We start from the raw sequence: 26979 nt of genomic DNA on the forward strand, positions 1-26979 counted from the left end.
ATTTCTATTGATTTACCCATAGCGATCTGATAGAATAATACTTAATAGTATAATTATGATGATGTCCGGATGGGCTTTGATGCATACTTTTAAAGTTTATGGATGATACAGGGGGAACAGCGATGTTAATGAACTTCGACATGGCAAACGATGAGAGCGAGAATGTCGTCTCAATTAAGGTAATCGGCGTCGGCGGCGGCGGCGGGAACGCAATCAATCGCATGGTCCAGTCGGGTATGAAGAGCGTGGAATTCATCTCGATCAATACCGATAATCAGGCGCTGCTCACTTCGCAGGCCACCTATAAGCTTCACATTGGGGACAAGCTCACCCGCGGAAAAGGCGCGGGCGGCAATCCGGAAAAGGGCCAACGCGCCGCCGAGGAAAGCCGGGATGAGATTGCTTCGGCGCTCAAGGGCACCGATATGGTGTTCATCACCGCCGGTATGGGCGGCGGAACCGGAACTGGCGGGGCCCCGGTCGTGGCGGAAGTGGCGCATGAGATGGGAATTCTCACCGTCGGCATCGTCACAAAGCCGTTCAACTTTGAAGGCAAGCGCCGCATGGATCAGGCCGAGATGGGCGTCACCGCGCTGCGCGAACATGTGGATGCGCTGCTCGTGATTCCCAATGAGCGCCTCAAGCTGATCTCCGAGGAAAAAATCACCCTGCAGAATGCTTTCTCCGCCGCGGACGATGTGCTCAAACAGGGCGTGCAGAGTATCTCCGATCTGGTAAATATCCCCGGCGTGGTCAACCTGGACTTCGCGGACGTCACCGCGATCATGAAGGACGCCGGCTACGCGCATATGGGCGTGGGCGCCGCATCCGGCAAGGATAAGGCGAAGGCGGCCGCTGAAAAGGCGATCTCCTCGCCGCTGCTCGAAACTTCGATCAACGGTGCGAAAGGCGTCATCGTCAACATCACCGCTTCGCCGGACATCGATCTCGACGACATCGACGTCGCTTCCTCGATGATTCACGATGCGGCGCATCCGGACGTCAACCTCATCTGGGGCGCGACCTTCGACGACACGCTCCAGGATGAGATGAAGGTCACGGTCATTGCCACCGGGTTTGACAATGACAAGAACTTCAGCCTCCCCAATTACAGCTTCAAGCCGGGCGCTTCGGCTGACAGCACGGTGAAGACCGGCGGAGAAAACGGGACAGGCACCGGGAACGACGAGGAAGATGATAATTTCTTTGACATTCTGTCAATCTTCAACAACAAGAAATAACTGTGAGGGAGTATTGCCAGAATGGCAGTGCTCCCTTTCTTTTTGTAAAAAACCTGTAAAATAAAGGAGAAATTTCGGATGGACAACAACGAGATGCCGATCCTCTACCAGAATCGGGAACTGAGCTGGCTCAAATTCAACCAGCGGGTGCTGGAGCAGTCCTGTGACATGACCATCCCGCTGCTTGAAAGGCTGAAATTCATCTCGATTTTTTCGAACAATCTCGACGAATTCTTTATGATCCGCGTGGGTACCCTGACCGACGCGTCGATGCTTGAACCACAGGCGGTCGACAACAAGTCCAAAATGACCCCGGCCGAGCAGCTCGAAGCAATTTTTCCGCAGGTGCGCGAGCTGATTGATAAAAAGGATGGGGCCTATGCCCGCCTGATGCAGGATCTTAAACAGGTCGGGATTGTGCATCTGGATATGGATATGCTCACCGAGGAGGAGGAAGCCTTCCTGGAAGGGTATTTCCGCACCGAGATCCTGCCGATCCTTTCGCCGCAGATCATCGATAAGCACCACCCGTTCCCCTTCCTTAAGAATAAGGAAACCTATATCTGCACCCAGCTGCAGACCAAAGGGGAGTTTGTAAAAATTGCGATCATCCCGGTTTCGACGGGATTTGACAGGATCGTTTATCTGCCGTTTGAAAAGAACCGCTTTGTCCTGATTGAGGAATTGGTGCTCAAATACTGCGAGCATATCTTCCAGAACTATGTCGTGGTGGCCAAGACCATTTTCCGTATCACCCGCAATGCCGATATCAACGTCGAGGAGGCGATGTATGACCACGACGCGGATTACCGCAGCGTTATGGAGGAATTGGTGAAGAACCGCCGCAAGCTGATGCCGGTGCGGATCGAATTTTTCGGTCAGGTGACCGGGGCGATCGCCGAGCAGCTCTGCCGCAAGCTGGAACTCACGCAGGAGCGGGTTTTCCGAGGGAACACGCCGCTCGATATGTCGTTTGGCTTTAAGCTTTGTTCGCATTTTGAGCGGCAGGGAATGAAGGAGCTGTTTTATCCGCCGCTTACCCCGCAGCAGTCCTCCATGATCCGGCCCGACCGGCCGATCATCCCGCAGATTGAGGATCACGATATCCTGCTCTCCTATCCCTATGAAAGCATGAAGCCGTTCATCGCGCTTCTGGTCGAGGCGTCGGAAGATCCGGCGGTGCTGAGCATCAAGATGACCCTCTACCGGGTCGCGCAGGAAAGCCAGATCGTCGCGGCGCTCATCAAGGCGGCGGAAAACGGCAAGGAGGTGCATGTGGTCGTCGAATTGCGCGCGCGCTTCGACGAGGAGAACAACATCATCTGGTCGAAGCGGCTGGAGGAAGCGGGCGTCAACGTTGTGTACGGCCTGGGCGAATACAAGGTGCATTCCAAGCTCCTGGTCATCACCCGCAAGGTGGGCGGCAAGGTGAGCTTCATCACCCAGGTGGGCACCGGAAACTACAACGAATCGACCGCGAAACTCTATACCGACCTGTGCCTGATGACCGCGAATCGGGAATTCGGCGAGGACGGGCTCAAGATTTTCAGCGGCATCCTCACGAATAATCCCGCGGGCGACACCCGGCATCTGATTGCCGCGCCGGTCACGATGAAGCCAGCGGTGCTGACCTACATCGACGAGGAGATCCGCTGCGCGTTGGAGGGCAAGCCCGCTGAAATTCTGATAAAGATCAATTCACTCACCGACAAGGATATCATCGACCGGTTGATCGAGGCCTCAAAAGCCGGGGTCAAAATCCGCATGGTCATTCGCGGCATCTGCTGCCTGCGGGTCGGGGTGCCGGGCTATACCGACAACATCGAGGTCATCAGCATCGTCGGGCGTTTTCTTGAGCATAGCCGGGTTTATGTGTTCGGCACGCCGGAGCGCAGCCGGATGTATCTTTCGTCGGCCGATTTCATGACCCGCAATACCGAACGGCGGGTTGAGGTTGCCGCGCCGATCTACGACCAGCAGATCAAAAAAAGGATCCTGTCGATGCTCGAGATGGAGTTTAATGACAATGTGAAGGCGAAACGCCTGCTTCCCAATGGAGCATACAGCCTTGTGAAGAACGACCGGCCGCCGACCGACAGTCAGATTGACCTCTATAAGCTGGCGTATGTGCGTGCGGAGAAGGCCGCGCAGCAGGAGGAGCATCCGGTGCACGGCGCGGGCCGCCCGCAGAAGGAGCCGCCGCGCGGCGGACTGCAAAAATTCCTGGATAAGTTCAGAGCCTTTTTCAAATAATACCGGGTGCCGCCGCAAATTTGCGGCGGCACCGTTCTCATTATTTGCACTTTTTGGGCCGGCATGGTATAATAATTGGGTATGATTTCGCGCATAGCGGCAAAAATGGAGGCAAAGCGATGCCAAAAAAAACGGCAAAAGATTATGGCAATGAAAGTATTTCGTCCTTAAAGGGCGCGGATCGCGTCCGCCGCCGCCCGGGGGTGATCTTTGGGTCGGACGGGCTGGAGGGATGCCAGCACGCGATGTTTGAGATCCTCTCGAACTCGATCGACGAAGCGCGCGAAGGCCACGGCGACAGGATCGTCGTCACCCGTTACCGGGACCAGTCGATCGAAATTGAAGATTTCGGCCGGGGCATCCCGGTTGACTATAACCCGCGCGAGGAAAAATATAACTGGGAGCTTGTCTTCTGCGAACTCTACGCGGGCGGAAAATATCAAACCAACGAGGGCGAAAGCTACGAATATTCGCTTGGGCTTAACGGCCTGGGCCTTTGCGCGACCCAATATGCGTCCGAATACATGGATGTGGAGATCTACCGCGACGGCTGCAAATACACCCTGCATTTTGAACATGGCGAGAACGTCGGGGGGCTCCATAAGGAGGAGACCCGCCGCCGTCAGACAGGCAGTAAGATCCGCTGGAAGCCGGATCTGCAGGTGTTTACCGACATTGCGATCCCGCTCGATTACTATACGGATGTCATCCGCCGGCAGGCGGTCGTCAACGACGGGGTTCGCTTCATTCTGCGCAACCAGACCGAAAGCGGTTTCGAGGAGCGGGAGTTTCTCTATGAAAACGGCATTGTCGACTATGTGCACGAGCTGGCCGGGGAGGAAACCCTCACGCCGGTGCAGTTCTGGAAGGCCGAACGCAAAGGCCGCGACCGCGAGGACAAGCCCGAATACAAGGTGAAGCTCTCGGTGGCGTTCTGCTTCTCGAACAAGGTGAAGACCACCGAATATTACCACAATTCAAGTTGGCTCGAACACGGCGGCAGCCCGGAAAAAGCGGTCAAGCTGGCATTTACCTACATGATCGACAATTACATCAAGAACGCCGGGAAATATACGAAGGGCGAGAGCAAGATCACCTTTGTGGACGTGGAGGACTGCCTGGTGCTGGTGTCGTCAAACTTTTCGACCCAAACCTCCTATGAGAACCAGACCAAGAAGGCGATCACCAATAAATTCGTCTACGAGGCGATGAATGAATTCCTGCGTCATCAGATGGAGGTCTACTTCATCGAAAACCCGGACGAGGCTTCGCGTATCGCGGAGCAGGTGCTCATCAACAAGCGCAGCCGCGAGAACGCGGAACGCACCCGGTTAAACCTCAAAAAGAAGCTCGCCGGCACAATTGACATGTCCAACCGTGTGCAGAAGTTCGTTGACTGCCGCACCAAGGACGTGAGCCGCCGGGAAATTTACATCGTGGAGGGCGATTCGGCGCTCGGTTCCTGCAAAATGGGGCGCGACAGCGAATTTCAGGCGATCATCCCGGTGCGCGGCAAGATCCTCAACTGCCTCAAGGCCGAGTACGACAAGATCTTCAAAAACGAGATCATCACCGACATCTTCAAAGTGCTCGGCTGCGGCGTGGAGGTGACCGCCAAAGCGAATAAGGAACTCTCCTCCTTCGACCTCAAGGGGCTGCGCTGGAATAAGATTGTCATCTGCACCGATGCCGATGTCGACGGCTTCCAGATCCGCACCCTGATTCTCACGATGCTCTACCGGCTCGCGCCAACCCTCATTGAGGAAGGCTGCGTCTACATCGCGGAGTCGCCGCTTTATGAGATCACGACCAAAGATAAGACCTATTTTGCCTATACTGAACAGGAAAAAGCCGATGCGCTCGCAAAAATCGGCAGTGCGAAGTTTACCATCCAGCGGTCGAAGGGCCTTGGCGAAAACGAGGCGGACATGATGTGGCTGACCACCATGAACCCGGAAACCAGGCGGCTCATCAAGGTGACGCCGTCGCAGGCGGAGCAGACCTCTGTGATGTTTGATCTGCTTTTGGGGGACAACCTGGCGGGACGCAAGGAGTTCATCGCGGAGAACGGCTACCAGTATCTTGAGTTGGCAGATATTTCCTAAACGGGGGAAAAACCGTGCAAAACATTTACAGTTGGAGCTGATCGTTTGGCAGCAAAAAGACCGAAGAAACAGGAAGTCAAGAAGGTGAAAGACCCGTCCGCGGTCATTGAGAACGCGGGCGTTATGGTCGAACAGCCGATTGTTGAAACGCTGGAAAAAAACTATATGCCCTATGCGATGAGCGTCATCGTTTCGCGCGCGATCCCGGAGATCGACGGTTTCAAGCCGTCCCATCGAAAGCTGCTCTACACGATGTACAAGATGGGGCTGCTCACCGGCGCGCGCACCAAGTCCGCGAATGTGGTTGGACAGACGATGCGCCTCAACCCACATGGCGATCAGGCGATTTATGAGACGATGGTGCGTCTCGCCCGCGGCTATGAGGCATTGCTGCATCCGTATGTGGACAGCAAGGGCAACTTCGGCAAGGCATATTCGCGCGACATGGCTTTTGCCGCGAGCCGTTACACCGAGGTCAAGCTCGACGCGCTCTGCACTGAACTTTTTCGGGACATCGATTACGATACGGTCGATTTTGTCCCGAACTATGACAACACCATGAAGGAACCGACCTTGCTGCCGGTGACTTTTCCGTCGATCCTCGTCAATTCAAACGTGGGCATTGCGGTCGGCATGGCTTCGTCGATCTGCCCGTTTAATCTGGCAGAGGTCTGCGAGACCACCATTGCGGTGCTTAAAAATCCTGACCATGATCTCGTTGAGACGCTGCGCGCGCCGGATTTCCCGGGTGGCGGCTACATCGTCCACAATGAACGGGAGCTGCGGCAGATCTATGCGACCGGCCGCGGCGGCGTGAAGGTGCGTTCGCGCTATACCTATGACAAGGGCTCGAACTGCATCGACATCACTGAAATCCCGCCAACCGCAACGGTTGAAGCGATCATGGACAAGATCGTCGACCTGGTGAAAGGCGGAAAGATCCGGGAAATCTCCGACATGCGCGACGAGACCGATCTCTCTGGACTCAAATTGACCCTTGATCTCAAGCGCGGCGTCGATCCGGACGCGCTGATGCGCAAGCTCTACAAGATGACCCCGCTTGAGGACAGCTTTTCCTGCAACTTCAACGTCCTGATCGGCGGGATGCCGCGCGTCTGCGGCGTGAAGGAACTCATCAACGAATGGGCGGCCTTCCGTGAGGGTTGCATCCGCCGCCGGGTTTATTTTGAACTTGGAAAGAAAAAGGAAAAGCTGCACCTGCTCAAGGGCCTGCGCAAAATCCTGCTCGACATCGACAAGGCGATCAAAATCGTGCGCGAGACGGAGGAGGAGAAAGAGGTTGTCCCGAACCTGATGATTGGGTTCGGCATCGACGAAACCCAGGCCGAATTCGTCGCGGAGATCCGCCTGCGGCAGTTAAACCGTGAATATATCCTAAAGCGCACCGATGAGATTGACCAGCTTACGAAAGACATCGCGGAGATGGAGGGCATTCTTGCTGACCGCAAAAAGGTTCGTGCCATCATCATTGAGGAACTGCGGGCGGTCAGCAAGAAATTCGGCCAGCCGCGCCGTTCGCTGCTTTACTACCCGACAGAGGAGGACGCGGTCGAAATTACGGCTGAGGCCGCCGACTATCCGGTGAATCTCTTCTTCACGCGGGAGGGATACTTTAAAAAGATCACGCCGCAGTCGCTGCGCATGAGCGGCGAGCAGAAGCTCAAGGAAGGCGACGAGATCGTCCTGACAATGGAGTCGCAGAATGTCGCGGAACTTCTGTTTTTCACCGACAAGGCCCAGGTTTACAAAGCCAAAGCCAGCGATTTCGACGACACCAAGGCGAGCGTCATGGGCGATTATATCCCCGCGAAACTCGGCATGGACGAAGGTGAAGCCGCAATCTATATGGCGGTCACCACCGATTTTGCCGGATACATGATCTTCTTCTTCCAAAACGGCAAAGCGGCAAAGGTCGAGATGACAAGCTATCAGACAAAGACCAACCGGAAGAAACTCCTTGGGGCCTATAGCAGCGCTTCGCCGCTGGCAGCGGTGTTCCAGCTTCCGCAGGATGGGGAGTTCCTGCTCACCGCGTCAAATGGCCGGATGCTGATCGCGAACACCGGCGCCATTGGCGCGAAAGCTACCCGCGGCACCCAGGGTGTCGCGGTTATGACCCTCAAAAAGAACCATTATGTAGCATCGGTGCGGCCGTTTGACGAAAATCTGGTTTCCAATTCCCACCGGTTCAGGGTGAAATCGCTGCCCGCGGCGGGTGCGCTTCCAAAAGCGGAGGATTTGGGCGAACAGCTGACCCTTTGAGCGCGTGCCGGACCAAGCCGGCCCTGTCCGCGTGTTGGGAAGCACGCCAAAAGCCGGACGGGAGACCCGTCCGGCTCGGGTTTTCATCCCCGTGCAAACGCAGTTTCGGAGTAAAAACCAATGCTAGTATGTGCATATCGGAATAAAAGATACCGGATGGCAAAAAATATTTTGGAATCCCTTGCAAAGCTTGTTTGGTTATGGTAAAATATTACGAGTTGATAGCATTTATAAAATCGGAGGTTTGGAAAGTGAACGTTTTTGAGATTATCGGCGGCATCATCATTCTGGTTACCGCTGTCATTATTGTGATCACCGTCATGTTCCAGGAGGGCAAAGGCGGCGGGCTTAACGCGCTGTCCGGCTCGAACGAGTCTTCCTACCTGGGCAAGAACAAAAACAGAAGCATGCAGGCGACAATGGTCCGCACCACTCGTTATGCGGGCATCATTTTCGTGGTGGTTACGCTTGCGGTTTATTTCATCAGCGCCGCCATGAAATAAGCACCTGTAAAAGAGAAATAAAAAGGCCGCTTCCGTTTTCCCGGAAGCGGCTTTTTGTTTTTTTCACCCAGCTCAAAGCTCTTTGACGAGGTCCTCGTGTTCACAGAATTCTTCAAAAAATCTGTGCCCAGTTGGGACAAACCCGCATTTCTGATAGAACGGGATCGCGTAAAGCTGCGCGCCCAATTTGAGACGCTTTGCGCCGTGGCTGCGCGCCACCTTTTCAAGTTCCTCCATCACCCTGCGGCCAAGCTGTAAACCGCGATGGCTTTTCAGCACCGCAATCCGGCCGAGGTGCCAGCAGCAGTCCTCTTCAGCAAAGGTGCGACCGGTCGCTACCGGCCTGTCCCCATCGTAAAGAACCGCATGGATGGAAATCGCGTCGAATTCATCCGCGTCCGGAATGGTAAAGCCCTGTTCCTTTGTAAAGACCTCATCCCGCACAAAAAGCGCGTCCGAGAGATCCCCGGTGCCTTCGATGATTTTAACGTCCATATTTTCACTCCTCGCGCTGTTTCGCTCTTACCTTTCATTATAACGGTTCAAACCGCGAAAAGCAACTTCAGGATAAGCATTGCCAGCACCCCGGGAATTCCCAGGATGGTTGCCACCGCGACGGTGAATAGATTGACCGAAAGCAGCACGCCTGTGAAGGCACCGAGCCAGCCGATACCAAAGAGCGCGGCGTTCCCAGTGATTGCGGAAAAACAGAGTGTGCGCAGAAAGTGTCCCGACCGCAGCAGGATGATAAAGATATAGATCCCCACAAACGCCCCGATCCCCCAGAGAAAAGATCCCATTGCATTCACCTCCATCGGTAAAAGATATGCGGTGGGACAACCAAAAAGAACACGCTGCCCGGCTGCGCCGGAGCGCCGCTGCGCGTCGACGCGTGTTCAAAGGGCTTGCCAGCCCTTTGCATCCTGACTGGTGTCGTCTGCGACGACCCGCCGCGTAAAGCGGCGGATTTGGAATATGGAGTGCCTGCGGCACGAATTAGAATATCGGCCGTTTTTGGGGAGTTTGTTTGGAGAGGGCCGCAGCGGTGGATTTGGAAGTCTGGCCGTTCGAGGCCCCTATTTTGTAAGGGGTTGCCGCAATGGAGCAAATAAAAAAGCCCCTGCGCAGCAGGGGCTTTTTCACCTTTTGCAGAAAGCGGATCTGTAAGCCGGGTTCTGTCGTGAACAACGATCTATCTAGGCCGCGCGTTGCCGCGCGGCTCGAGCCATCTTTCGGAACCCGGCGGGCCGCCGCATTGTTCCAGCTGATGTTGCTTCGGATAGGGTTTACATGGCAATGCAGTCTCCTGCATTCCGGTGGGCTCTTACCCCGCCTTTCCACCCTTGCCGTCGTCCGCCGGGGAAATCCCCGGTGATACGGCGGCGGTATCTCTCTGTTGCACTTTCCCTCGAGTCGCCTCGGCCTGCCGTTAGCAGGTATCCTGCCCTGTGAAGCCCGGACTTTCCTCACCGCGCCCATGGGCGCGCCGCCGCTGTTCAATCCGCTCTCTGAGCATTTATTGTACTGCAAAATGTGTTTTTCGTCAACTGATGGTGCCCCATGAAAAGGAAAATTCGTAAATCAAACAAAAAACAGAGATATACACCTTAAAATGCAACTTTTGACTTGCTAAATTGCAAACAGTTTATTATAATAAACAACATAAGAACCGGATTGCCTGAAAAGGGGCGGGCAATTTGGTTTCTCTGGTGATTCTCTAAATCGGGAGGTAGGAATCTATGTCAAATTTTAAGAACAGCTACCTGCAGGAGGTCTACGACAAGGTCTACGACCGCAACCCGGCACAGCCGGAGTTTCTGCAGGCGGTGCGCGAAGTGCTGGAATCGCTTGAGCCGGTCGTGGAAAGACGTCCGGACATCGTCAAGGAAGGCATCATTGAGCGTATGTGTGAACCGGAGCGTATCATCCAGTTCCGCGTTTCGTGGGTGGATGACCAGGGTAAAGTCCAGGTCAACCGCGGCTGGCGCGTCCAGTTCAATTCTGCTATCGGCCCATATAAGGGCGGCTTGCGGTTCCACCCGTCGGTCTGTTCTTCGGTCGTCAAATTCCTTGGTTTTGAGCAGTGCTTTAAAAATTCGCTCACCGGCCTGCCGATGGGCGGCGGCAAGGGTGGCAGCGACTTTGACCCGAAGGGTAAAAGCGACGGGGAAGTCATGCGTTTCTGTCAGAGTTTCATGACCGAGCTTTCACGCCACATCGGAACCGACACCGATGTGCCCGCAGGCGACATCGGTGTCGGCGCACGGGAAATCGGCTATATGTACGGCCAGTATAAACGGCTCAAGAACGAATTTTCCGGTGTGCTGACAGGCAAGGGCCCCAGTTACGGCGGCTCGCTTGCCCGCACCGAGTCAACCGGTTACGGTCTGCTCTATTTCACCCAGGAGATGCTCAAATCGATGAAATTTGAGACGATGATGGGCAAGGTGACCGTCATCTCCGGCTCGGGCAACGTTGCGATCTACGCCACCGAAAAAGCCCAGCAGATGGGCGCCAAGGTGGTTGCGCTGTCCGATTCGCAGGGTTATGTCTACGATCCGAACGGCATCCAGATCGATGTTGTCAAGCAGATCAAGGAGGTCGAGCGCGGACGCATCTCCGAATACGCCAAGCGCGTTCCCACCGCCGAATATCATGAAGGATGCCGCCGTATCTGGAAGATTAAATGCGATGTGGCGCTGCCCTGCGCGACGCAGAACGAACTCGACGTGCGTTCGGCGCAGATCCTGGTCGATAACGGCGTGATGGCTGTTGCGGAAGGCGCGAACATGCCCTGCACGCCGGAAGCCATCGAGGTCTTTCAGAAGAACGGCGTCCTGTTTGGGCCCGCGAAGGCGGCCAATGCGGGCGGCGTCGCGACCAGCGGCTTTGAGATGAGCCAGAACGCCATGCGTTACGCCTGGACCTTTGAGAAGGTCGATAACCGCCTGCAAGAGGTCATGAAGAATATCTTCCACAACTCCTACAACGCTTCGAAGGAATTCGGGGACGAGGGGAACCTGGTGATGGGCGCGAATATCGCGGGCTTCATGAAGATTGCCGACGCGATGAAATGGCAGGGAATCGCCTACTGATACAGTGTGCGTCCCCGAAATATGATTTCCCGGCCGCCGGCAAACTGCCGGCGGCCTTTGGCGCAAAAAAATGCAGGAGGAAGGCATGGACGAATACACCACCATACGAAGCTACGCTGAAGACGAATTTGTGGAGCGCCGCTCCCGGTTCATCGGGGCGGTGAAGCCGGTTACAACCGAAGAGGAAGCGCTCGCATTCATCAATGAGAAGCGCGGCAAACATTGGGACGCCAGCCACAATGTCTACGCCTATATCCTGCGGGACGGGCAGCTGAAACGGTATTCGGACGACGGAGAACCGCAGGGGACCGCGGGCATCCCGGTGCTCGACGTTCTGCAAAAGGAGGGGCTCACCGACCTCGTGGTGGTGGTGACCCGGTATTTCGGCGGGATTCTGCTCGGCGCGGGCGGTCTGGTGCGCGCGTATACCCATGGAGCGAAGCTCGCCGTTGACGCGGCCGAGCGGATGCGCATGTGCGAATGCACCGAGCTGGAATTGGAATTTAGCTACGATCTTTATGGGAAGATCTCCTATCTTCTGCCGCAGCACGGCGCGGTCATGACCACATCCGATTTCGGTGTGGCGGTACGGCTGCAGGTGCTGCTGCGGGACTGCGACCTGGCGGGCTTTGAGAAGGCGCTCACCGAGCTGACCGCCGCGCAGGTGGCCCCGCGGGTGATCGACCGGCGCTGGGCCTGTATGAATGGGTAATGTTTTGTCGGTTCCTGTCGGTTGCAAGAAATTTTTGCATCCGGCAGGAATTTTTTTATTTGTGGCGTATATTATAATAGAAGCTTGGCTAAATGCCGGTATCAAGGCGTTCTATGACAGTTGGGAAGGGACGGGGAAAGATGACCATCCGTGAGCAGACCGAAGCGCTCCAGGAGAAAACTTTGTCAAAATACGCGAGCCTTCCCCAGCATTCCCGCGGGCGGGAACGCCCGGTTGCCGACTGCCCAATCCGTACCGCTTACGCGCGGGACCGGGACCGGATCATTCACTGCAAATCCTTCCGGCGGCTGATGCATAAGACCCAGGTGTTCCTCTCGCCCGAAGGCGACCACTACCGCACCCGCCTCACCCATACGCTGGAGGTGAACCAGATCGCCAAGACGCTGGCCGTGGCGCTGCGCCTCAACGAGGAGTTGACCGAAGCGATCGCGCTGGGGCATGACCTCGGCCATACGCCGTTCGGGCACGCCGGGGAGCGGGCGCTCAGGGAGGTCTGTCCCTACGGTTTTTCGCATGCCGCGCAGAGTGTCCGGGTGGTCGAGCAGATTGAAAATGACGGCGCCGGACTCAATCTCACCTGGGAGGTGCGCAACGGCATCGGCTGCCACTCCTATTCAAACCCATCTCCCGAAGGGCGGGCGGCAACGCTCGAGGGGCGGGTCGTCTATTTCGCGGATAAGATCGCCTATCTCAACCACGACATCGAGGATGCGATCCGCGCCAAGGTGCTTTCAAACGACGACATCCCCTGGACGATCAAGTACACCCTTGGCCGGACCAAATCCCAGCGGATCACCGCGCTCATCGATTCGATCATCCAAAATAGCGGGGATGACATCCGTATGGGCGGGGAAACCGCGGAAGCCTTCGCGGAATTTAACCGCTTCATGCACGAAGCGGTCTATCTGAACCCCGCCGCCAAAGGCGAAGAAGGCAAAGCGCAGGCGGTGGTGGGCAGTCTGTACGAATATTTTGTCGCCCATCCCGATGAGCTGCCGGACGAATACCGGGCGATCCGCGAGCGCTCCGACGAGCACCGCGCGGTCTGCGACTACATCTCCGGCATGTCCGACCGGTACGCGGTCAACACCTACGAAGACCTCTTCATCCCAAAATCCTGGGAGATCAAATAGAAACCGAAAGGAGCGCGCGCATTGATCAGCGACCTGTTTTTGCAGGAACTCAAAAATAACAGCGATATCGAGCAGATCGTCTCGTCCTATGTGCAGCTCAAGCGGCGTGGCAGGGTCTTAAGCGGCCTGTGCCCGTTCCATTCGGAAAAGAGCCCATCCTTCACCGTCTACCCGGACAACCAGAGCTTTTACTGCTTCGGCTGCGGCGCGGGCGGCGACGTCATCACCTTCATCCGCCGGATCGAGAACCTCGAATATGTCGAAGCGGTCAAGTTCCTGGCCCAGCGTGCCGGCATGGCAATGCCGGAGGATGCGCGGGACGATGGGATGGCGCGGATGAAAACCCGCGTTTTGGAGTTAAACCGGACGCTGGCTCGTTTTTATCATGCGTGCCTCGTCGACCCCGTCGGGAAGCGTGGGCTTGACTATCTGCACGAGCGTGCGCTCACCAACAAGACGATCACCCGGTTCGGGCTCGGTTACGCGCCCGAAAGCTGGGACGCGGCCCTCAGGCATCTCAAAAGCAAAGGGTTCACCGACGACGAGCTGCTCGCGGCGGCGGTTGTTTCGCGCGGACGAAACGGCGGGCTTTATGACCAGTTCCGCGGGCGGGTGATCTTTCCGATCATCGACCTGCGCGGGAATGTCATCGGGTTCGGCGGACGGATTATGGGGGACGCGAAGGGACCTAAATATCTCAACTCCGGTGATACCCCGGTCTTTAAAAAGAGCCGCAACCTGTTTGCCCTGAATTTTGCCAAAGCTTCAAAACGCAGCGGACTTCTTCTCTGCGAGGGCTACATGGACGTTATCGCCGTCCAACAGGCGGGCTTTGACAATGCCGTCGCGACGCTTGGAACCGCGCTGACGGGCGAGCAGGCCCGCCTGATGGCACAATATACCGACAATGTTACCATCGCCTACGATTCGGACGGGCCGGGCCAGACGGCCACCCGGCGCGCCGTGGGCCTTCTGGGTGAAGTGGGCGTCAAGATCCGGGTACTTTCGATGTCCGGGGCGAAGGATCCGGACGAGTATATCAAGAAATTCGGCGCCGAGCGGTTCGGCCTTCTGATCGAGGGCGCTTCGAACGCGACAGAGTTTGAAATCGCCAAGCTGAAACAGAGTTACGACACCGATACGGCCGATGGTAAGGTGGGCTTCCTCAGGGAGTTTGTCAAGCTGATGGCGGGCGTGCCGAATGCCATCGAACGGGACGTCTATATCGCAAAGACCGCCGCCGACCTGGAGGTGGACAAAGCCGCGATCGCCGCACAGCTCACCTATGAACGCAAACGCGCCGCGAAAAAGCAGAAGCGCGACGCGGGCGACCTCAAAGTCTACAGCGAGGTGCGCACCCCTTCTCAGAAGCAGGATTTCCAGCGCGCCCGAAACATCAAATACGCGCTGGCTGAGGACAAGCTGCTTGCAATCCTCATGAAAAATCCAGATTATTACGAAGAGATCGCGAAACAGATCACCCTGGACGATTTTGTCACCGACCGCAACCGGGAGATCGCGCGGGTGCTCTTCGAGCGCCTGCAAAATGGGCAGTCAATCGAACTTGCGATGCTTTCCGCGTCACTTTCCGTCGAACAGATGGGCGTCGCTGCAGAGCTGCTCAATTCCGTATCGGGTATGATGTTTGGCATCGAGGATGCCAATGCCTATATCAGCACCATTCTCAGCCACAAGAATATCAAGTCGCAGGATGAGGTCGCAGCAATGTCAGACGACGACCTGAAGGCGTACATAGCCTCGCTTGCGTCGAAAAAGAAATAGGGGGACACAAAAAGCATGGCGGATAAGAAGAACGTTTTACGGGACCTGCTCGAAGCCGGAAAGGCCAAAGGAAAGCTGACCACCAAGGAGATCAGTGACGCGCTCGAAGAGCTGGATTACGATGTGGAGCAGGTTGACAAAATGTATGACCTGCTCGAAAGCAACAACGTCGAAATCGTGGAGGATATGGTCACACCGGTCGAGGAGGATCTAAAGGATCTGGGCAAAACGGCCGACCTGGATGTCGCGCTGGCCGCGGAAGGGATCAATATCGACGACCCGGTCAAAGTTTACCTCAAGGAGATCGGCCGTGTTCCGCTGCTTTCGGCGGATGAGGAGATCGATCTGGCCGTGCGCATGGGCGAAGGGGACATTGAAGCCCGCAAGCGCCTTTCGGAGGCGAACCTGCGCCTGGTTGTCAGCATTGCGAAGCGTTATGTCGGCCGCGGGATGCAGTTCCTCGATCTGATTCAGGAAGGAAATCTCGGCCTCATCAAGGCGGTCGAAAAGTTTGACCACACCAAAGGATTCAAATTTTCGACTTATGCGACCTGGTGGATTCGCCAGGCGATCACCCGCGCAATCGCGGACCAGGCGCGTACTATCCGCATCCCGGTGCACATGGTTGAAACAATCAACAAGGTGAAAAAGGTTTCCTCCCAGCTGCTGCATAAGAACGGCCACGAGCCGACCGCGGAGGAGATCGCCGCTGAGCTCGACATGCCGTCCGACAAGGTGCGCGAGATCATGCGGGTTGCGCAGGAGCCGGTTTCGCTCGAGACCCCGATCGGTGAGGAGGAGGACAGCCACCTGGGCGACTTCATCCCGGATGACGACGTACCCGCGCCGGACGACGCGGCCTCCCATACGCTTCTCAAGGAACAGCTCTCCGATGTGCTCCAGACCCTCACCCCGCGCGAGGAAAAGGTCCTGCGTCTGCGTTTCGGCCTGGAGGACGGCCGCAGCCGCACGCTGGAAGAGGTTGGCAAGGAGTTCAATGTCACCCGCGAGCGCATCCGTCAGATCGAAGCAAAGGCGCTGCGAAAGCTTCGCCATCCCTCCCGCAGCAAAAAGCTCAAGGACTTCCTCGACTGATTCCTGCGCGCCGCGGCGCGTGGAAAAAACCGTCGGAGCGCCTCCCCTTGACAAAACGGAGTATATAGCGTATACTTTAATGTATATTCAAATGGTATACATTAAAATCCCGTCAACAAGGAGAAGCGGTTTTATGCATATAACTTTGGAAGCCGATTATGCGGTTCGCATCGTCAATTGCCTTTCACAGAACAGGATGCGCATGGATGCCAAAACCATTGCGGCCAACACCGGTGTCACCCTGCGTTTTTCGCTCAAGATCCTGCGCAAACTCGTTGCGGAAGGAGTGGTACGTTCCTACAAAGGTACCCAGGGAGGATATGAGCTTGCGCGGCCAGCCAGCGAAATCTCGCTGGGGGAAGTGGTGGAGATTGTGGAAGGCCCCATCACCATCAGCCGCTGTGTTGGTTCGGAGGATTTCCAGTGTACACGCGTGCAGGACGGGGAATGCCGTTTCAACAAAACCTATAGCGAAGTTGCGCAGATGGTGCGCGAAAAACTTTATAACGTACATTTCGGGGAGTGACGGGATTTGGATTCGGGGATGGTCATCGGCCTGCTTTTGGGGGTGATCCTTGCGGTGGAGGATGCGCTTCTGGTGCGCTGGATCATTAAAAAGGGTACCGAGCGGCCGGAAAACGCCTCCAAAATTGTAACGCGGGGATTTGCCGCGCGCTATCTTCTGGTCTTTGCAGTCCTGGCGATCGCCCTGCTCGTGCCCGGGATCAATCCGCTGGGCGTTGTGCTTCCGCTGATCGTTCAGAAAGTGGTGCTGGTCATTGCGGCAGCCGTAAAAAAATAGAATAGACGGAAAAAAGGAACCGGTTATAACCGGTTCCTTTTTGATTTCAGTAATCGATGACATCGAATTCTCCGAGGTTCCTGGGGTCGTGCAGCGCACGCTTGAAATCGGCTGGATAGAAGCAACCGTAATGGGTGCGTGCGGGATTCTCACAGAGCTTGTAAAGATTGCCCGCGAAAATTGCTCCGGGCACCGCCTCAAAGCCATAAACCCCGGTAAGCACCTTCTGCGGTATCTGGATGTTGCCGCCCCAGTAGACGCCCTGCAGGTCTTCGCCGGTAAAGGTGTGTACCGCGGCTTCAACCGGCGTGACGGTGCAGGCAAGAGACGCGGAGAACCTGCCGTTGGCCGAAAGCGAAAGCGCGAGAGGCGGAACCTTTTCCGCAAAGGAGAAGAACGCCATCATGCTGCTTTCGGGGAGCGGTTCCGCCTCAAAAGCGAGCAGCTGCAGATGAAGCCCATCCGGAGCAAAGCAGACGCGCGCCTGCGAATAGGGCTTGTAATCCCGCCGTTCGAGCGGGAAACAGGTGAGCTTTGCGACATGCAGGGATTCATAATCGGGGGAACCGTGGAAAAGCCGGACTTTGAACGCCATCGGTAAAATTCCTCCTTTAACCCGGGTAGTTCCCATCGGGGCTGTAAACGACATAATTCGGAATACCGCTCGCGGTGAGCGCGGAAATCTGTGCGGTTATATCTTCCGCCAGATAGGCTTTATTATTCGTAAGCGAGGCGGTGGAAGTGTAACCCTGGATGAGCGCGGTGACCTGTTTGCCGGAAAGATTCTGAGAAAGCGCCTGCATCAGCGAACGGACTGTTTCACCCGGCGCAAGGATCGGGGCGCTGACCGAAAAATCATCCAGTATAAAGCTGTCTCCAAACTGCGCGGGCATTGCGCCGATGGTAAGGTTGTCGCCGGACACATCGAACGGGCTGCCGCCATAGTAAACGTCGTTGAGACCGAGTGCGGATATACCGGAAAGATAGACCGAAACGTCCGCGCCGCGCGGGGTGAGGCGGGCGGACATCTCCTGTACAAAGGAGGCCAGCGCCGCCGGGCGGCTTTCAGTCGCGGCTTTTTCTCCGTAGGTGGCAAGTTCCAGCCCGCCGAACGCGACCGGAAAATTCACATTGTCAAGGAGGACCTGCTTTACCCCCATCGAAACCGCTTCCTCAGCGATCTCATAAAGATAGGCGCGTGCGGTATCGGAATAGGGATTGAGCCAGGGCTTGCCCCCAGACTCCCTGGCGTTGTCAAGCCAGAGCATTTCGGAGTTCATATAAGTCACGCCCGCGCCCGTCAGCGCAGAAGCCGCGACTGGGTCGCGGAAAGCCTGCATCCGGCCGATCGGAGCGATATTTTTCGAAACAAGGTGGCTGCACACCGCAGCAAGATCATACGCGCCGGAAACCTGCGCGCCGGTCTGAGAGACGCGCTCCAGGCCGGAACGGTAAAGGATATTCCCATTCGAGTCTTTAAGATCAAACAGCAGGGCATTTACCCCGGTGAAGGTGATTTTATCAAGGAAAGCGTCAAGAGCTTCCAGACTGGAAAGCGCCGATACGGGCGCGTAAACCGCCTGTATCTGAGCGGGCATTGCCGGGACGGGCTCCGGTTCGGGTTCCGGTTCCTCCACGGGCGGTGCCGCGGCGGCGGCGCTGGATGCGGCGGGTTCATTCGGCTTGGAAAGCGGTTCGCCGGACAGAAAGTCCATGATGGGACCATAAGCGCTCCAGCCGATGAAAGCCAGTACACAGACCGCGAGGAGGATTCCAGCACCCTTGATGAGCAGGGAGGACGGGGAATGATAACGCCGGTACATGCGGCGGTACCGTTTGATTTTTATTTGCTTTGGCATGTGTTCACCGCCATTTCAGGATATCGTCGCACGGATTCGTGCAAAACCGGTCCGGGCAGGAGGAGTCAGGTCGGCAGCTGATGGCCGATGAGGCCGTAGATCGCAAGGGAAAGAATGCCCATATAGAGCAGCATGACCGGAAATCCCCGGAACGAACGCGGAACCTCAGAGAGCATGATGCGGCGTTTGCCTTCATAAATGAGCAGAAGGGCCAGCGTATAACCGATGCCTGCCCCCAGTGCGAAAGCAGCCGTTTTGGAAAAGCTGTAGACCGCGCCGAACGCAATGAGCATTGCGCCGAGCACCGCGCTGTTAAACGCGGCAGCCTCGATAAAATTCCGGATATGGTAGTGCAGGACCGGCAGAAACCGCCGGGAGACAAAATAAAGCAGCGCATAAACCACGCAGATGCTGCCGAGCGCGATCAGGTAACGCCAGTGTGGCTGTCCGATGAACGCGTCGTTCTGCCGCAGCAGATAGACGAACGGCCAGGCAAGCAGTGACGAAAAAACCGCGATAAAGGTCAGTGTCCCGCCGAAAAAGAGGATCTTTTTCGGGGAGGACATCATCAGGGTTCCTTTGCTGGAACCGAGTCCGCGGGTAAAAACCGCATTTTGCAGCACGATCGCAGTGAGCACGACGATCAGAAATTGATAGATGGCGTCCATAGAGTACCTCCGAATTCAGAAGGATTGCAGTCAGAGTGGAAGTGAAGTCCCGTGCTTTGGATTGTCGCGCCGGTAAAGCCACCAGGTGATCCCGCGCGAACAGAACCGGAAGAAAGCCGAAAAGATTGCCAGCAGCAAAAAGCCCGCGAAAGCAATCTGCACCCCGCCCAGCTTAAAGGGGACCGCGACCGGGACACCCCACACAGTGTTGTTGCCGAGCAGTTCGCGCAGCACACCGATGACCCCGAGCGCCAGCGCGAACCCGATGCTGTAGGTAATTGCGTCGACCAGCGCCATCCCGGGACGGTCGGTATCCTGTGCATAGCGGGCGCACAGGGTCGACTGGAGGGTATTGACTGCAAGGATCGGGAGATAGACGCCGAGTGAGTCGGTGACTTCCGGCGCGATCGGCAGAATGAGCGGCGTGCAGGCCACAACAAGAACCATCGAAAACATCGGATAGATCATTGCGCCCGCCCAGCGCGGGACTTTTGTCCCGATGAGCGCCGCAAGCAGCACTGTCGGGATCAGCGAACAAGCCAGGACAATCGAAACAGCCACGCTGTTTTTCAGACTGCTGGTGATCATGACGGCAAATGGGAGCGCCAGCCCGCCGACAAAGACGGGATTCTTTGAAAAGATCCCTTCCAGCCAGCGTTTATGCTTCCTGTGCTTTCTTAGCTTTTCGAGCTTCAAGATTTTTCCTCCTTATCACCCGGTGCAGGGATTCGTTGTACCGGTCGATGAGCGGCACAAAGGCGTTGGCGAAGAGGACGGCGAACGCCATACTTTCTTCAAAACCGCCAAAATAACGGAACAGCATGGTTATGAGCCCGGCGAAGATGCCGTAAACGGCCATTGAGGAGTCTCGCTTTGGGCTGGTGGCCGGGTCTGAAATCATAAAGACCGCGCCGAAAAGCAGCGTGCCGGACATCAGTTCGTAAAGCATGCTCTGCACGCCATTGGTGCCGACACGTGGGAATAAAAACGCCACAAACGCGCAGGCCGCCAGAAACGGGATCGGAAGCTGCCAGCGCACCGTCCCGCGGAACAGGAGATATCCCAGGCAGGCGACGATGACCAGGATGCTGGTCGCGCCCATTGGGCCGGGATAATTGCCAAGGATCATCTCGGTGATGTCGTTGGTCGGAATGCCGCCGAGCTTCAGGACAAAGGCGGGATTCTGTGAAAGCTTGACCGCGACCTCTCCAAACGCGGGGATCGATTCAAACGGCTGCGGGTACATAAATACCTGATTCGGCCAGCAGATGGCCGCGAACGAGAGCCCCGCGGCCGCCGGATTGAAGAGATTGTTGCCGGTGCCGCCGAACGGATGCTTGACCACAACGATTGCAAAGAATGCCGCGGCGATCACCACGCGGTAGGGCACCGTGGCGGGCATACAGAGGGTGATGATGAGCCCGGTTACAACCGGGGAGAAATCGCGCGGATTGAGTTTTTTGCCCCGCAGCAGGGTGCAGGCCCCGTCGCAGAGCACAGCGGTCGCCACCGTGATGGCGGCGATCACCAGCACGCGCAGCCCGTAATATACCACGGCCGGAACAAACAGCACGAGCTGCAAGAGGATCATGTCGGCCATGAGGGTTCTGTTGCTCTCCTGATATCGGATATGGGGAGCAGGATGTTTGGTCAGCTTCAATGGTCCGCCCTCCCGGAATTCTCATTGTTTTTGTGCCAGCCGGAATTCGCGGCCGGGTCCCCGAGCACGGTGACCGGCTTTTTAGCGGTTCCCTCCGGCTCTGCGGGCTTTTCAACGGCAGCTTCCGGTTCTTCTGCGGCCGCATCGGCCGCTTTCGCCGCCCCTGCGGTGGATTCGGCGGTTTCCCGCTGTTCCTGCGCGTTTTCAACAAGCTCCTCCAGGCCGCCGTTTGGCATATCCGGCGCGCTTGCGATTTTTGCGGCAGGCGCTTTGACTTGTTCCCCCGGATTTTCTTTGGAAACAGCCGGTTCTGCCTCGGAAGGCTCCTTCGCGGCCAGTTCCACCTCGGTTTCAGCCAACAGGTCAACCTCCAGCGGCTCCTGTTTACTGTAGGAATCCTCGGTTGGCAAGGGCGGCACGGCCATTTTTGTTTCCGCAAGGGCCTGCGCGAGCTCCTCAGCCGCATCCTGCGCAATCGATTCACCGATCGCCTGATCAAGTTTTTCGACGGTGCTGTCCATCAGCTCGCCAAATTTTTCTCCGGCATCCACGGCAGCGGCGGTGATTCCCACGCCCACGTCCTCGACCAGATCCTCGAGCTTACCGCCAAACTCCTGCGCTTTCAATGCGGCCTCCTGGAGTTTGCGCTCCTGTTCCCGCGCCTCGCGTTTTTTCTCTTCCAATTCGGCTTCCCGTTCAGCGCGCCGCGCCTCCCGCTGAGCTTCGCGTTCGGCCCTGCATGCTTCACGCGCGGCCTTGCGTTCGGCGCGAAGCTGACAGCGGCGATCTTCACCCGCTTGCCACTGCGCCATATAGGTCTCGAAATCCGCCTTTTCATCCCTGGCCTGCGCCACGGCCGCCGCGCGCATTGAGCCGGCCATCCGCCGGAATTCCTCCTGGCCCTGCCGGATCGTTTCAGACAGGTCGAGCTTGGCGGGGCACATATAGCTGCAGGTGTTGCAGCCAATGCACATCTGTGCGTCAAGCGTGCGGAAATCCACAAACCGGTGCAGCTTGATGCTGCGGTAGAGGAAGAAAGGGTTGAGCCCTTCCGGACAGACATGTACGCACCGTGAGCAGCCGATGCAGTTGAAATTCATTTTCTTTTCTTCCCCGCGGAATGCCAGGATTGCCCGGGTGGTTGGGGTGACAAGGGTGTTTTCGGTGTCGATGAGACTGATGCCGGTCATCGAACCGCCCACGATGACCCGGCTTGGGTCATCGATGAGCCCGCAGCGCTCCAGCACCTGGTTGACGGTCATGCCGAGAGAAACCTCCAGATTGGTGGGGTTTCCAACACAACTGCCGGCCACTGTGACAAACGCGGTGGTCTGAGGCTTGTTGTAGTAGACCGCGCGTGCGAGATGGAGGACAGCCCCCACGCCGACCGTCAGGACATCCTCGCCGCCTTCAAAAATCTTAGACGCCTGGTATTCGGCCGGATAGCGCCCGCGAATGCGTTTAACAGGGTATTCCCCAATCAGTTTCGGGATTTTGATCTCCAGGTCGCTCAGATTTTTGTAGACTGCGAAATAGGCCTCCTGCGCATCGACCGCGCGCTGCACAATCCGCAGTCCGTCTGCGGCCAGCTTCTGGTTTTTGAGCAGGGGGTTGAGCTGGCTGGAGATATAGGGTTCGTCGTCAATGGCGTCCCCGATGAGAATTTTCGGCGGATGGACATGGCATTCGGAAAGTTTATCCGCTAGCAGCCCGCCGTCGCGCTCATCGATGATTTTTGCCGAACGCGCGATGCTGATGATCTCCCCAGGCGTGAGCTCGTCAACGTCGGATACTGGTTCGCGGTCCATCTGGACGCCGATTGTATCCGCATTGAAAAACTCCCGCAGGTCGCGGGACAGCGCAGGTTCTTTTTGCTGCTGCAGCAATATTCCCTTGTATAAAAATCCTGCCATAAGAAGCCTCCGATAATCAAAGAATGATGCCGATCATATAGTGATAATGCGGCTGCCGACGGCGCCGCGTGAGGAGTGGTATGAGTGGAAATCAAACAAATCAGCCCGCGCAGGCTCCAAATCCAGCTTACCGAAGCGGATTTGCGGGCCGCGGGGCTCGCCTTTGACGAGATCGACTGCGCCGACCCGAAATCCCGCGGGCTGTTCCTGTCGCTTCTGGAAACAGCGCGGATGACGACCGATTTTTCCCCGCGCGCAAAGGTTTTCATCGAGGTGTATCCGGATGACGCGGGTGGCTGCACCGTATATCTTTCCGACCTGAGCCGCCTGAAAACCAAACGCTGGAAGGTGCGCAGGCCGGTTTCCGTGCCGGTGATCTATTCCTTTACCGATGTGGATACCCTGATAAACGGTTCGGTCAAACTGTTTCGCCGCTGTTCGCACCGCATCCGCAAAAGCGCTCTTTACCGGCTGGACGGCGGCTGGAAGCTGATGATCTATCCGCTTGATACGGTGGAAAATATCACCCTGTCTTTCCTGGACGAATATGCCGAACGCTGCGGGGAAGGGCCGCTCGCTGCGGCGTGGCTCGAAGAACATGGCGAACTGGTGGTGCGGGAAGACGCGGTGGACCTGATTTCAGCTTATTTCGGCTGAATCAGGCGCGTGAAGCGTTTTCACGCAGCGCCCTCACAGCGGAAAGGTAATCCGGTTTGCCGAACAGCGCGCTGCCTGCGACAAAGACGTTCGCACCGGCATTTGCCGCCTGCGAGATGGTGTTATTGTCAATGCCGCCATCCACCTCGATGTCCATCGAGATGCCAAGCCGGCTGCATTCGGCGCGTACGGCGGCGATCTTCGGGCACATATCAGACATGAACTTCTGCCCGCCGAAGCCCGGCTCCACCGTCATGACGAGCACCATATCAAGCTGGGAAAGATAGGGAAAAACCGCTTCGGCCGGGGTTTGGGGCTTAATGGAAACGCCGGCCTTTTTGCCCTTCCTCCGGATCGCATCCAGGACCGCCTGCGGATCGGATTCGCTTTCGAGGTGAAAGACGACAATATCCGCGCCCGCGTCGCAGAACTGCGGCGCATAGGTGAGCGGGTCGCTGATCATCAGATGGACATCGAGCGGCAGGTCGGTCTTTTTGCGCAGGGAAGAAACCACCGGCAGACCGATCGAAATATTGGGGACAAAATGGCCGTCCATCACATCGACATGGACCATTTCCACGCCGGCCGCACGCATGTCGGCGACCTCCTGCCCAAGCCGGGTGAAGTCACAGGCCAAAATGGAAGGGGAAATTTTTACCATGATAAAATCCTCCGTGACAAGGTTTTTCCTGTATAAAAAGCCAGAAAACAGCGCAAAACGCATAATAAGGCTCATATAGTATAGCGTAAAATGCCGAGAATTGCAAGAAAATCGCCCCCAGCCCCCCAGAATTCACAGGTGGTTCATGTTTTGGCAACAACGGGGAAACAGCCCCGAAACAATGCTGAGAAATAAAGGAAAACCCTATTGACAAGTGCGTCACGATTTGATAAAATAAAATGCGTCGCTGAAAGCCTGCGGGTGTAGTTCAATGGTAGAATGTCAGCCTTCCAAGCTGAACACGTGGGTTCGATTCCCATCACCCGCTCCAATTCCAGGCAAGAGCAAATCAGGCGACTGTAAAGTCTGCGCCAATAGCTCAGCTGGATAGAGCAACTGCCTTCTAAGCAGTAGGTCAGGGGTTCGAGTCCCTTTTGGCGCGCCATATGGTGGATGTAGCTTAGTTGGTTAAAGCGCCAGTTTGTGGCACTGGAGATCGTGGGTTCGAATCCCATCTTCCACCCCATTAAAAAAGAATTCCCCGGCCGCATCGCGGGCGGGGAATTTCTGAATTGGGCCATCGTCAAGCGGTAAGACACAGCACTTTGACTGCTGCATTCGCTGGTTCGAATCCAGCTGGCCCAGCCAGACAACCCCCGCACGTATCGCGTGCGGGGGTTGTTTTTTGATGGCGCAGGCCTTTCAGCATTTTTTTGCGGACACCAGCAGCATCATCGGGCGGCGCAGTTCGTCGCGCATGCCGGGTACGGCGTCAAGCAGGCGTTCGTCCGGTTTGGGCTCCACGATCTCCCGGATAGAAAAGCCGCGGCGCAGCAAAGTGTTAAGATAGGTGGATAGGGTTTTGTGATATTTAGGAACCTCCTCCCCCAGAAAAACTGCTTTGCGCCCGCCTTCCGAAAAATAGCGGTCCACCGGCCAATACGCGGGTTTTCCCTGTCCGTCATAAATCCAGTCCTGGCTGCCGTAAGCGGTAAAAACTGGATGCTCGACCGAAAAGACAAACGCTCCGCCCGCGTCCAGGAACGCATATACTTTCCCACAGATGAGGTCAAAATCGGGCGTGTAGTGAAACGCCAGGGAACTCAGGACGATGTCAAAGCTGCCCGGCGCATAGTCGAGATCTTCCATGGCAACCTGCCGGTAGGAAACAGTCGGGGACTTGGTTTTCTCCCGGGCGACGGCGAGCATTTTTTCGGAGATATCCGTCCCGACCACCTGGCTGGCGCCGTGCTCGGCGGCATAAATGCAGTGCCAGCCGAATCCGCAGCCGATGTCCAACACTCGCTTTCCGGAAAAGTCCGGCAGCATCCGCTTCAGCTCATGCCATTCACCGGCAGCGCTGAGCCCTTCCACCGAACGGGGGAACCGGCTGTATTTTTCAAAAAATGTATCGCTGTCATATGGATTTTCCTTCATGATTGGCACTCCTTCATAAATAAAACCGGATGGATGGCGTTATCCATCCGGTTTTGCGTGGTATCTTTCGATTGGCCGGGTTCCAAACAGTGGATTATCGCGATTCATGTTTGAAAGCGGAGTTTTTCCCGCTGGGACACAAGGCCGGGATATCCTTTCTCCGCGTAGTTTATCACAAAGGCTGCCGCAGCGTCAACGGACAAGAAGGGGAGCCCCATATGGGGCTCCCCTTCCGGATGTTCTGCTCGTCATATTTATGCGCTTTTAGATGCCTGCCTGGCACATTCGGGCGCGTTCGGGCCGAGTGCGTCCAGGATATGCCGGAGCACCGCATCGCGCGGGATTCCCAGTGCGATGGCGAGCTCGCCGCAAAGCAATTCCTCGGCACGCTTCCGGTAGTGTTCATCGATCCTGCCGGGCTTTTTCCCATGCTTTTCCGCCGCCTGGTTCTTCTGGTAAATTGTTTTGATCAGCCGGATAAGGTCCCCGCAGTCATGTGTCTGGATGGCGGACTGGTAATGCTCCGAAAGTATCTGCTGATTTTTGGCGCCGGGGTTCCCCGCGGAATCTTCCCGAATGGAGGGGATCTCCCGGATGAGCTGTTCCGCCTCGGATTTGGAAATGACCGGGCGCATGAATACTTTGGTATCCACAGGGGTGTAGATCACTTCGGTTCCATAGGCCGGAACAAGGGTATAATAGGACTTGTTCGGATCGGCATAGGAGGCGTCCGGGCGTCCGATCGCGGCGATTCTGCAGACACCGCTGGTGCCATAGATGATGTAATTTCCAACCTGATACATCTTTGTCCCCCGATCAATTGAGATAGCTGCCGCAGCTGTAGGAATTGTACTGCTTGCCGACCTTGACCAGGATTGACCCGTCAGGCAAGGTCAGCTCCTCCCGGATTTTGTATTTGACGCGGCGGCGCTCCAAGGTCATCTTGTAGTTTTCCAAATCTTTTTTCACCAGCTCGGCCGCTTCAGAATGTGGGAGGTCTTCTTTGAGCGCAAAGTGAATGGTCTGTTCCAAACAGGCGTGCTGAATTCTTTTCATGGGAATCCTCCTTTTCTGTTATTTTTATTTTACCATTAAAAAA

The 26979-nt window shown here is 56.4% G+C and carries 25 protein-coding genes, 4 tRNA genes and 1 other RNA gene; 17 read left to right on the top strand and 13 right to left on the bottom strand.

Going from position 1 to position 26979, the window contains the following annotated elements:
- Positions 1-122: 122 nt before the first annotated feature.
- The 5 genes from ftsZ (at position 123) to secG (ending at position 8385) form a co-directional block, all read left to right on the top strand.
- Positions 123-1241 (top strand): cell division protein FtsZ, encoded by a 1119-nt coding sequence (gene ftsZ / locus DWV16_RS11990; protein ID WP_079988020.1) that lies wholly within the window; start codon positions 123-125, stop codon positions 1239-1241.
- Between the two features lie 78 nt (positions 1242-1319).
- Entirely contained in the window at positions 1320-3494 is a 2175-nt protein-coding gene (gene ppk1, locus DWV16_RS11995; protein WP_243007326.1) for a polyphosphate kinase 1, read from the top strand.
- Positions 3495-3613: 119 nt separating this feature from the next.
- Positions 3614-5599 (top strand): type IIA DNA topoisomerase subunit B, encoded by a 1986-nt coding sequence (locus DWV16_RS12000; protein ID WP_066453500.1) that lies wholly within the window; start codon positions 3614-3616, stop codon positions 5597-5599.
- Positions 5600-5644: 45 nt separating this feature from the next.
- Positions 5645-7882 carry a DNA topoisomerase (ATP-hydrolyzing) subunit A gene (locus DWV16_RS12005; RefSeq protein WP_066453503.1) on the top strand — a complete coding sequence of 746 codons (2238 nt, stop codon included), beginning with the start codon at positions 5645-5647 and terminating at the stop codon, positions 7880-7882.
- 251 nt (positions 7883-8133) lie between these two features.
- The gene (secG, locus tag DWV16_RS12010) at positions 8134-8385 is read left to right on the top strand and encodes a preprotein translocase subunit SecG (protein WP_066453505.1); all 252 of its coding nucleotides are present in this window, start codon (positions 8134-8136) and stop codon (positions 8383-8385) included.
- A 72-nt stretch (positions 8386-8457) separates the two neighbouring features.
- On the opposite strand, the gene DWV16_RS12015 is transcribed toward secG, so the two are convergent.
- The 3 genes from DWV16_RS12015 to rnpB form a co-directional block, all read right to left on the bottom strand.
- On the bottom strand, positions 8458-8880 hold the full coding sequence (locus tag DWV16_RS12015; protein ID WP_066453507.1) for a GNAT family N-acetyltransferase: 423 nt from the start codon (positions 8878-8880) through the stop codon (positions 8458-8460).
- Positions 8881-8927: 47 nt separating this feature from the next.
- Positions 8928-9185 (bottom strand): pro-sigmaK processing inhibitor BofA family protein, encoded by a 258-nt coding sequence (locus DWV16_RS12020; RefSeq protein ID WP_066453509.1) that lies wholly within the window; start codon positions 9183-9185, stop codon positions 8928-8930.
- A 348-nt stretch (positions 9186-9533) separates the two neighbouring features.
- An RNA gene (gene rnpB / locus DWV16_RS12025) (RNase P RNA component class A) lies at positions 9534-9893 on the bottom strand.
- A 231-nt stretch (positions 9894-10124) separates the two neighbouring features.
- Between rnpB and gdhA the strand changes: the two genes are divergently transcribed.
- The 7 genes from gdhA (at position 10125) to DWV16_RS12060 (ending at position 17025) form a co-directional block, all read left to right on the top strand.
- The gene (gene gdhA / locus DWV16_RS12030; protein WP_066453510.1) at positions 10125-11480 is read left to right on the top strand and encodes an NADP-specific glutamate dehydrogenase; all 1356 of its coding nucleotides are present in this window, start codon (positions 10125-10127) and stop codon (positions 11478-11480) included.
- Positions 11481-11565: 85 nt separating this feature from the next.
- Entirely contained in the window at positions 11566-12192 is a 627-nt protein-coding gene (locus DWV16_RS12035) for a YigZ family protein (RefSeq protein WP_066453513.1), read from the top strand.
- A 140-nt stretch (positions 12193-12332) separates the two neighbouring features.
- A complete protein-coding gene (locus DWV16_RS12040) occupies positions 12333-13346 on the top strand; it encodes a deoxyguanosinetriphosphate triphosphohydrolase (RefSeq protein WP_066453516.1) in 1014 nt (337 codons plus the stop codon).
- A gap of 21 nt (positions 13347-13367) precedes the next feature.
- On the top strand, positions 13368-15128 hold the full coding sequence (gene dnaG / locus DWV16_RS12045; RefSeq protein WP_118479449.1) for a DNA primase: 1761 nt from the start codon (positions 13368-13370) through the stop codon (positions 15126-15128).
- Positions 15129-15143: 15 nt separating this feature from the next.
- Positions 15144-16223, top strand: coding sequence for an RNA polymerase sigma factor RpoD (rpoD, locus tag DWV16_RS12050; protein WP_066453527.1), 1080 nt, complete (start codon positions 15144-15146; stop codon positions 16221-16223).
- 133 nt (positions 16224-16356) lie between these two features.
- Complete coding sequence (locus DWV16_RS12055; protein ID WP_066453535.1) at positions 16357-16749, top strand: Rrf2 family transcriptional regulator; 393 nt, start codon at positions 16357-16359, stop codon at positions 16747-16749.
- A 6-nt stretch (positions 16750-16755) separates the two neighbouring features.
- Entirely contained in the window at positions 16756-17025 is a 270-nt protein-coding gene (locus tag DWV16_RS12060; protein ID WP_066453537.1) for an ATP synthase subunit I, read from the top strand.
- Positions 17026-17071: 46 nt separating this feature from the next.
- Here DWV16_RS12060 and DWV16_RS12065 read toward each other — a convergent pair whose 3' ends face one another.
- From DWV16_RS12065 to DWV16_RS12090, 6 genes are all read right to left on the bottom strand, one after another.
- Complete coding sequence (locus tag DWV16_RS12065; protein WP_066453542.1) at positions 17072-17620, bottom strand: hypothetical protein; 549 nt, start codon at positions 17618-17620, stop codon at positions 17072-17074.
- Between the two features lie 16 nt (positions 17621-17636).
- On the bottom strand, positions 17637-18884 hold the full coding sequence (locus DWV16_RS12070) for a putative glycoside hydrolase (RefSeq protein ID WP_118479451.1): 1248 nt from the start codon (positions 18882-18884) through the stop codon (positions 17637-17639).
- Positions 18885-18949: 65 nt separating this feature from the next.
- Positions 18950-19552, bottom strand: coding sequence for an Rnf-Nqr domain containing protein (locus DWV16_RS12075; RefSeq protein WP_066453544.1), 603 nt, complete (start codon positions 19550-19552; stop codon positions 18950-18952).
- 30 nt (positions 19553-19582) lie between these two features.
- Positions 19583-20248: an Rnf-Nqr domain containing protein gene (locus DWV16_RS12080; RefSeq protein WP_066453546.1), complete on the bottom strand. Its 666-nt coding sequence runs from the start codon at positions 20246-20248 to the stop codon at positions 19583-19585.
- On the bottom strand, positions 20211-21212 hold the full coding sequence (locus tag DWV16_RS12085) for an RnfABCDGE type electron transport complex subunit D (protein ID WP_118479453.1): 1002 nt from the start codon (positions 21210-21212) through the stop codon (positions 20211-20213). The genes DWV16_RS12080 and DWV16_RS12085 overlap by 38 nt, the downstream gene beginning before the upstream one ends.
- A complete protein-coding gene (locus tag DWV16_RS12090) occupies positions 21209-23125 on the bottom strand; it encodes an SLBB domain-containing protein (RefSeq protein ID WP_118479455.1) in 1917 nt (638 codons plus the stop codon). The genes DWV16_RS12085 and DWV16_RS12090 overlap by 4 nt, the downstream gene beginning before the upstream one ends.
- A gap of 84 nt (positions 23126-23209) precedes the next feature.
- On the opposite strand from DWV16_RS12090, the gene DWV16_RS12095 reads away from it, so the two are divergent.
- On the top strand, positions 23210-23782 hold the full coding sequence (locus tag DWV16_RS12095; RefSeq protein WP_118479457.1) for an adaptor protein MecA: 573 nt from the start codon (positions 23210-23212) through the stop codon (positions 23780-23782).
- Position 23783: 1 nt separating this feature from the next.
- Here DWV16_RS12095 and rpe read toward each other — a convergent pair whose 3' ends face one another.
- Entirely contained in the window at positions 23784-24443 is a 660-nt protein-coding gene (rpe, locus tag DWV16_RS12100) for a ribulose-phosphate 3-epimerase (protein WP_118479480.1), read from the bottom strand.
- 257 nt (positions 24444-24700) lie between these two features.
- Between rpe and DWV16_RS12105 the strand changes: the two genes are divergently transcribed.
- The 4 genes from DWV16_RS12105 to DWV16_RS12120 all read left to right on the top strand — a co-directional run bounded on the left by DWV16_RS12105 (position 24701) and on the right by DWV16_RS12120 (position 25091).
- Positions 24701-24774: transfer RNA gene (locus DWV16_RS12105), tRNA-Gly, on the top strand.
- Between the two features lie 37 nt (positions 24775-24811).
- Positions 24812-24888, top strand: a tRNA-Arg gene (locus DWV16_RS12110).
- 4 nt (positions 24889-24892) lie between these two features.
- Positions 24893-24969: transfer RNA gene (locus DWV16_RS12115), tRNA-His, on the top strand.
- Positions 24970-25016: 47 nt separating this feature from the next.
- A tRNA-Gln gene (locus DWV16_RS12120) sits at positions 25017-25091 on the top strand.
- Positions 25092-25145: 54 nt separating this feature from the next.
- On the opposite strand, the gene DWV16_RS12125 is transcribed toward DWV16_RS12120, so the two are convergent.
- The 3 genes from DWV16_RS12125 to DWV16_RS12135 all read right to left on the bottom strand — a co-directional run bounded on the left by DWV16_RS12125 (position 25146) and on the right by DWV16_RS12135 (position 26936).
- A complete protein-coding gene (locus DWV16_RS12125; protein ID WP_118479459.1) occupies positions 25146-25880 on the bottom strand; it encodes a bifunctional 2-polyprenyl-6-hydroxyphenol methylase/3-demethylubiquinol 3-O-methyltransferase UbiG in 735 nt (244 codons plus the stop codon).
- A 254-nt stretch (positions 25881-26134) separates the two neighbouring features.
- Positions 26135-26683, bottom strand: a complete 549-nt coding sequence (locus DWV16_RS12130; protein ID WP_066453704.1) for a CarD family transcriptional regulator — start codon at positions 26681-26683, stop codon at positions 26135-26137.
- Positions 26684-26696: 13 nt separating this feature from the next.
- Complete coding sequence (locus DWV16_RS12135; RefSeq protein WP_066453707.1) at positions 26697-26936, bottom strand: hypothetical protein; 240 nt, start codon at positions 26934-26936, stop codon at positions 26697-26699.
- Positions 26937-26979 lie beyond the last annotated feature (43 nt).

It is taken from the genome of Anaerotruncus sp. AF02-27 (assembly GCF_003465835.1).
Classification (GTDB): Bacteria; Bacillota; Clostridia; order Oscillospirales; family Ruminococcaceae; genus Anaerotruncus; species Anaerotruncus rubiinfantis.

What these genes read in the sequence shown, in the direction of transcription:
- DWV16_RS12090 (WP_118479455.1), bottom strand. Translation starts at nt 23,125, where the DNA reads ATGGCAGGATTTTTATACAAGGGAATATTGCTGCAGCAGCAAAAAGAA.
- DWV16_RS12065 (WP_066453542.1), bottom strand. Translation starts at nt 17,620, where the DNA reads ATGGCGTTCAAAGTCCGGCTTTTCCACGGTTCCCCCGATTATGAATCC.
- ftsZ (WP_079988020.1), top strand. Translation starts at nt 123, where the DNA reads ATGTTAATGAACTTCGACATGGCAAACGATGAGAGCGAGAATGTCGTC.
- DWV16_RS12015 (WP_066453507.1), bottom strand. Translation starts at nt 8,880, where the DNA reads ATGGACGTTAAAATCATCGAAGGCACCGGGGATCTCTCGGACGCGCTT.
- DWV16_RS12075 (WP_066453544.1), bottom strand. Translation starts at nt 19,552, where the DNA reads ATGGACGCCATCTATCAATTTCTGATCGTCGTGCTCACTGCGATCGTG.
- rpoD (WP_066453527.1), top strand. Translation starts at nt 15,144, where the DNA reads ATGGCGGATAAGAAGAACGTTTTACGGGACCTGCTCGAAGCCGGAAAG.
- DWV16_RS12055 (WP_066453535.1), top strand. Translation starts at nt 16,357, where the DNA reads ATGCATATAACTTTGGAAGCCGATTATGCGGTTCGCATCGTCAATTGC.
- DWV16_RS12125 (WP_118479459.1), bottom strand. Translation starts at nt 25,880, where the DNA reads ATGAAGGAAAATCCATATGACAGCGATACATTTTTTGAAAAATACAGC.
- DWV16_RS12020 (WP_066453509.1), bottom strand. Translation starts at nt 9,185, where the DNA reads ATGGGATCTTTTCTCTGGGGGATCGGGGCGTTTGTGGGGATCTATATC.
- DWV16_RS12135 (WP_066453707.1), bottom strand. Translation starts at nt 26,936, where the DNA reads ATGAAAAGAATTCAGCACGCCTGTTTGGAACAGACCATTCACTTTGCG.
- gdhA (WP_066453510.1), top strand. Translation starts at nt 10,125, where the DNA reads ATGTCAAATTTTAAGAACAGCTACCTGCAGGAGGTCTACGACAAGGTC.
- DWV16_RS12040 (WP_066453516.1), top strand. Translation starts at nt 12,333, where the DNA reads ATGACCATCCGTGAGCAGACCGAAGCGCTCCAGGAGAAAACTTTGTCA.
- rpe (WP_118479480.1), bottom strand. Translation starts at nt 24,443, where the DNA reads ATGGTAAAAATTTCCCCTTCCATTTTGGCCTGTGACTTCACCCGGCTT.
- DWV16_RS12070 (WP_118479451.1), bottom strand. Translation starts at nt 18,884, where the DNA reads ATGCCAAAGCAAATAAAAATCAAACGGTACCGCCGCATGTACCGGCGT.
- DWV16_RS12000 (WP_066453500.1), top strand. Translation starts at nt 3,614, where the DNA reads ATGCCAAAAAAAACGGCAAAAGATTATGGCAATGAAAGTATTTCGTCC.
- DWV16_RS12035 (WP_066453513.1), top strand. Translation starts at nt 11,566, where the DNA reads ATGGACGAATACACCACCATACGAAGCTACGCTGAAGACGAATTTGTG.
- DWV16_RS12130 (WP_066453704.1), bottom strand. Translation starts at nt 26,683, where the DNA reads ATGTATCAGGTTGGAAATTACATCATCTATGGCACCAGCGGTGTCTGC.
- ppk1 (WP_243007326.1), top strand. Translation starts at nt 1,320, where the DNA reads ATGGACAACAACGAGATGCCGATCCTCTACCAGAATCGGGAACTGAGC.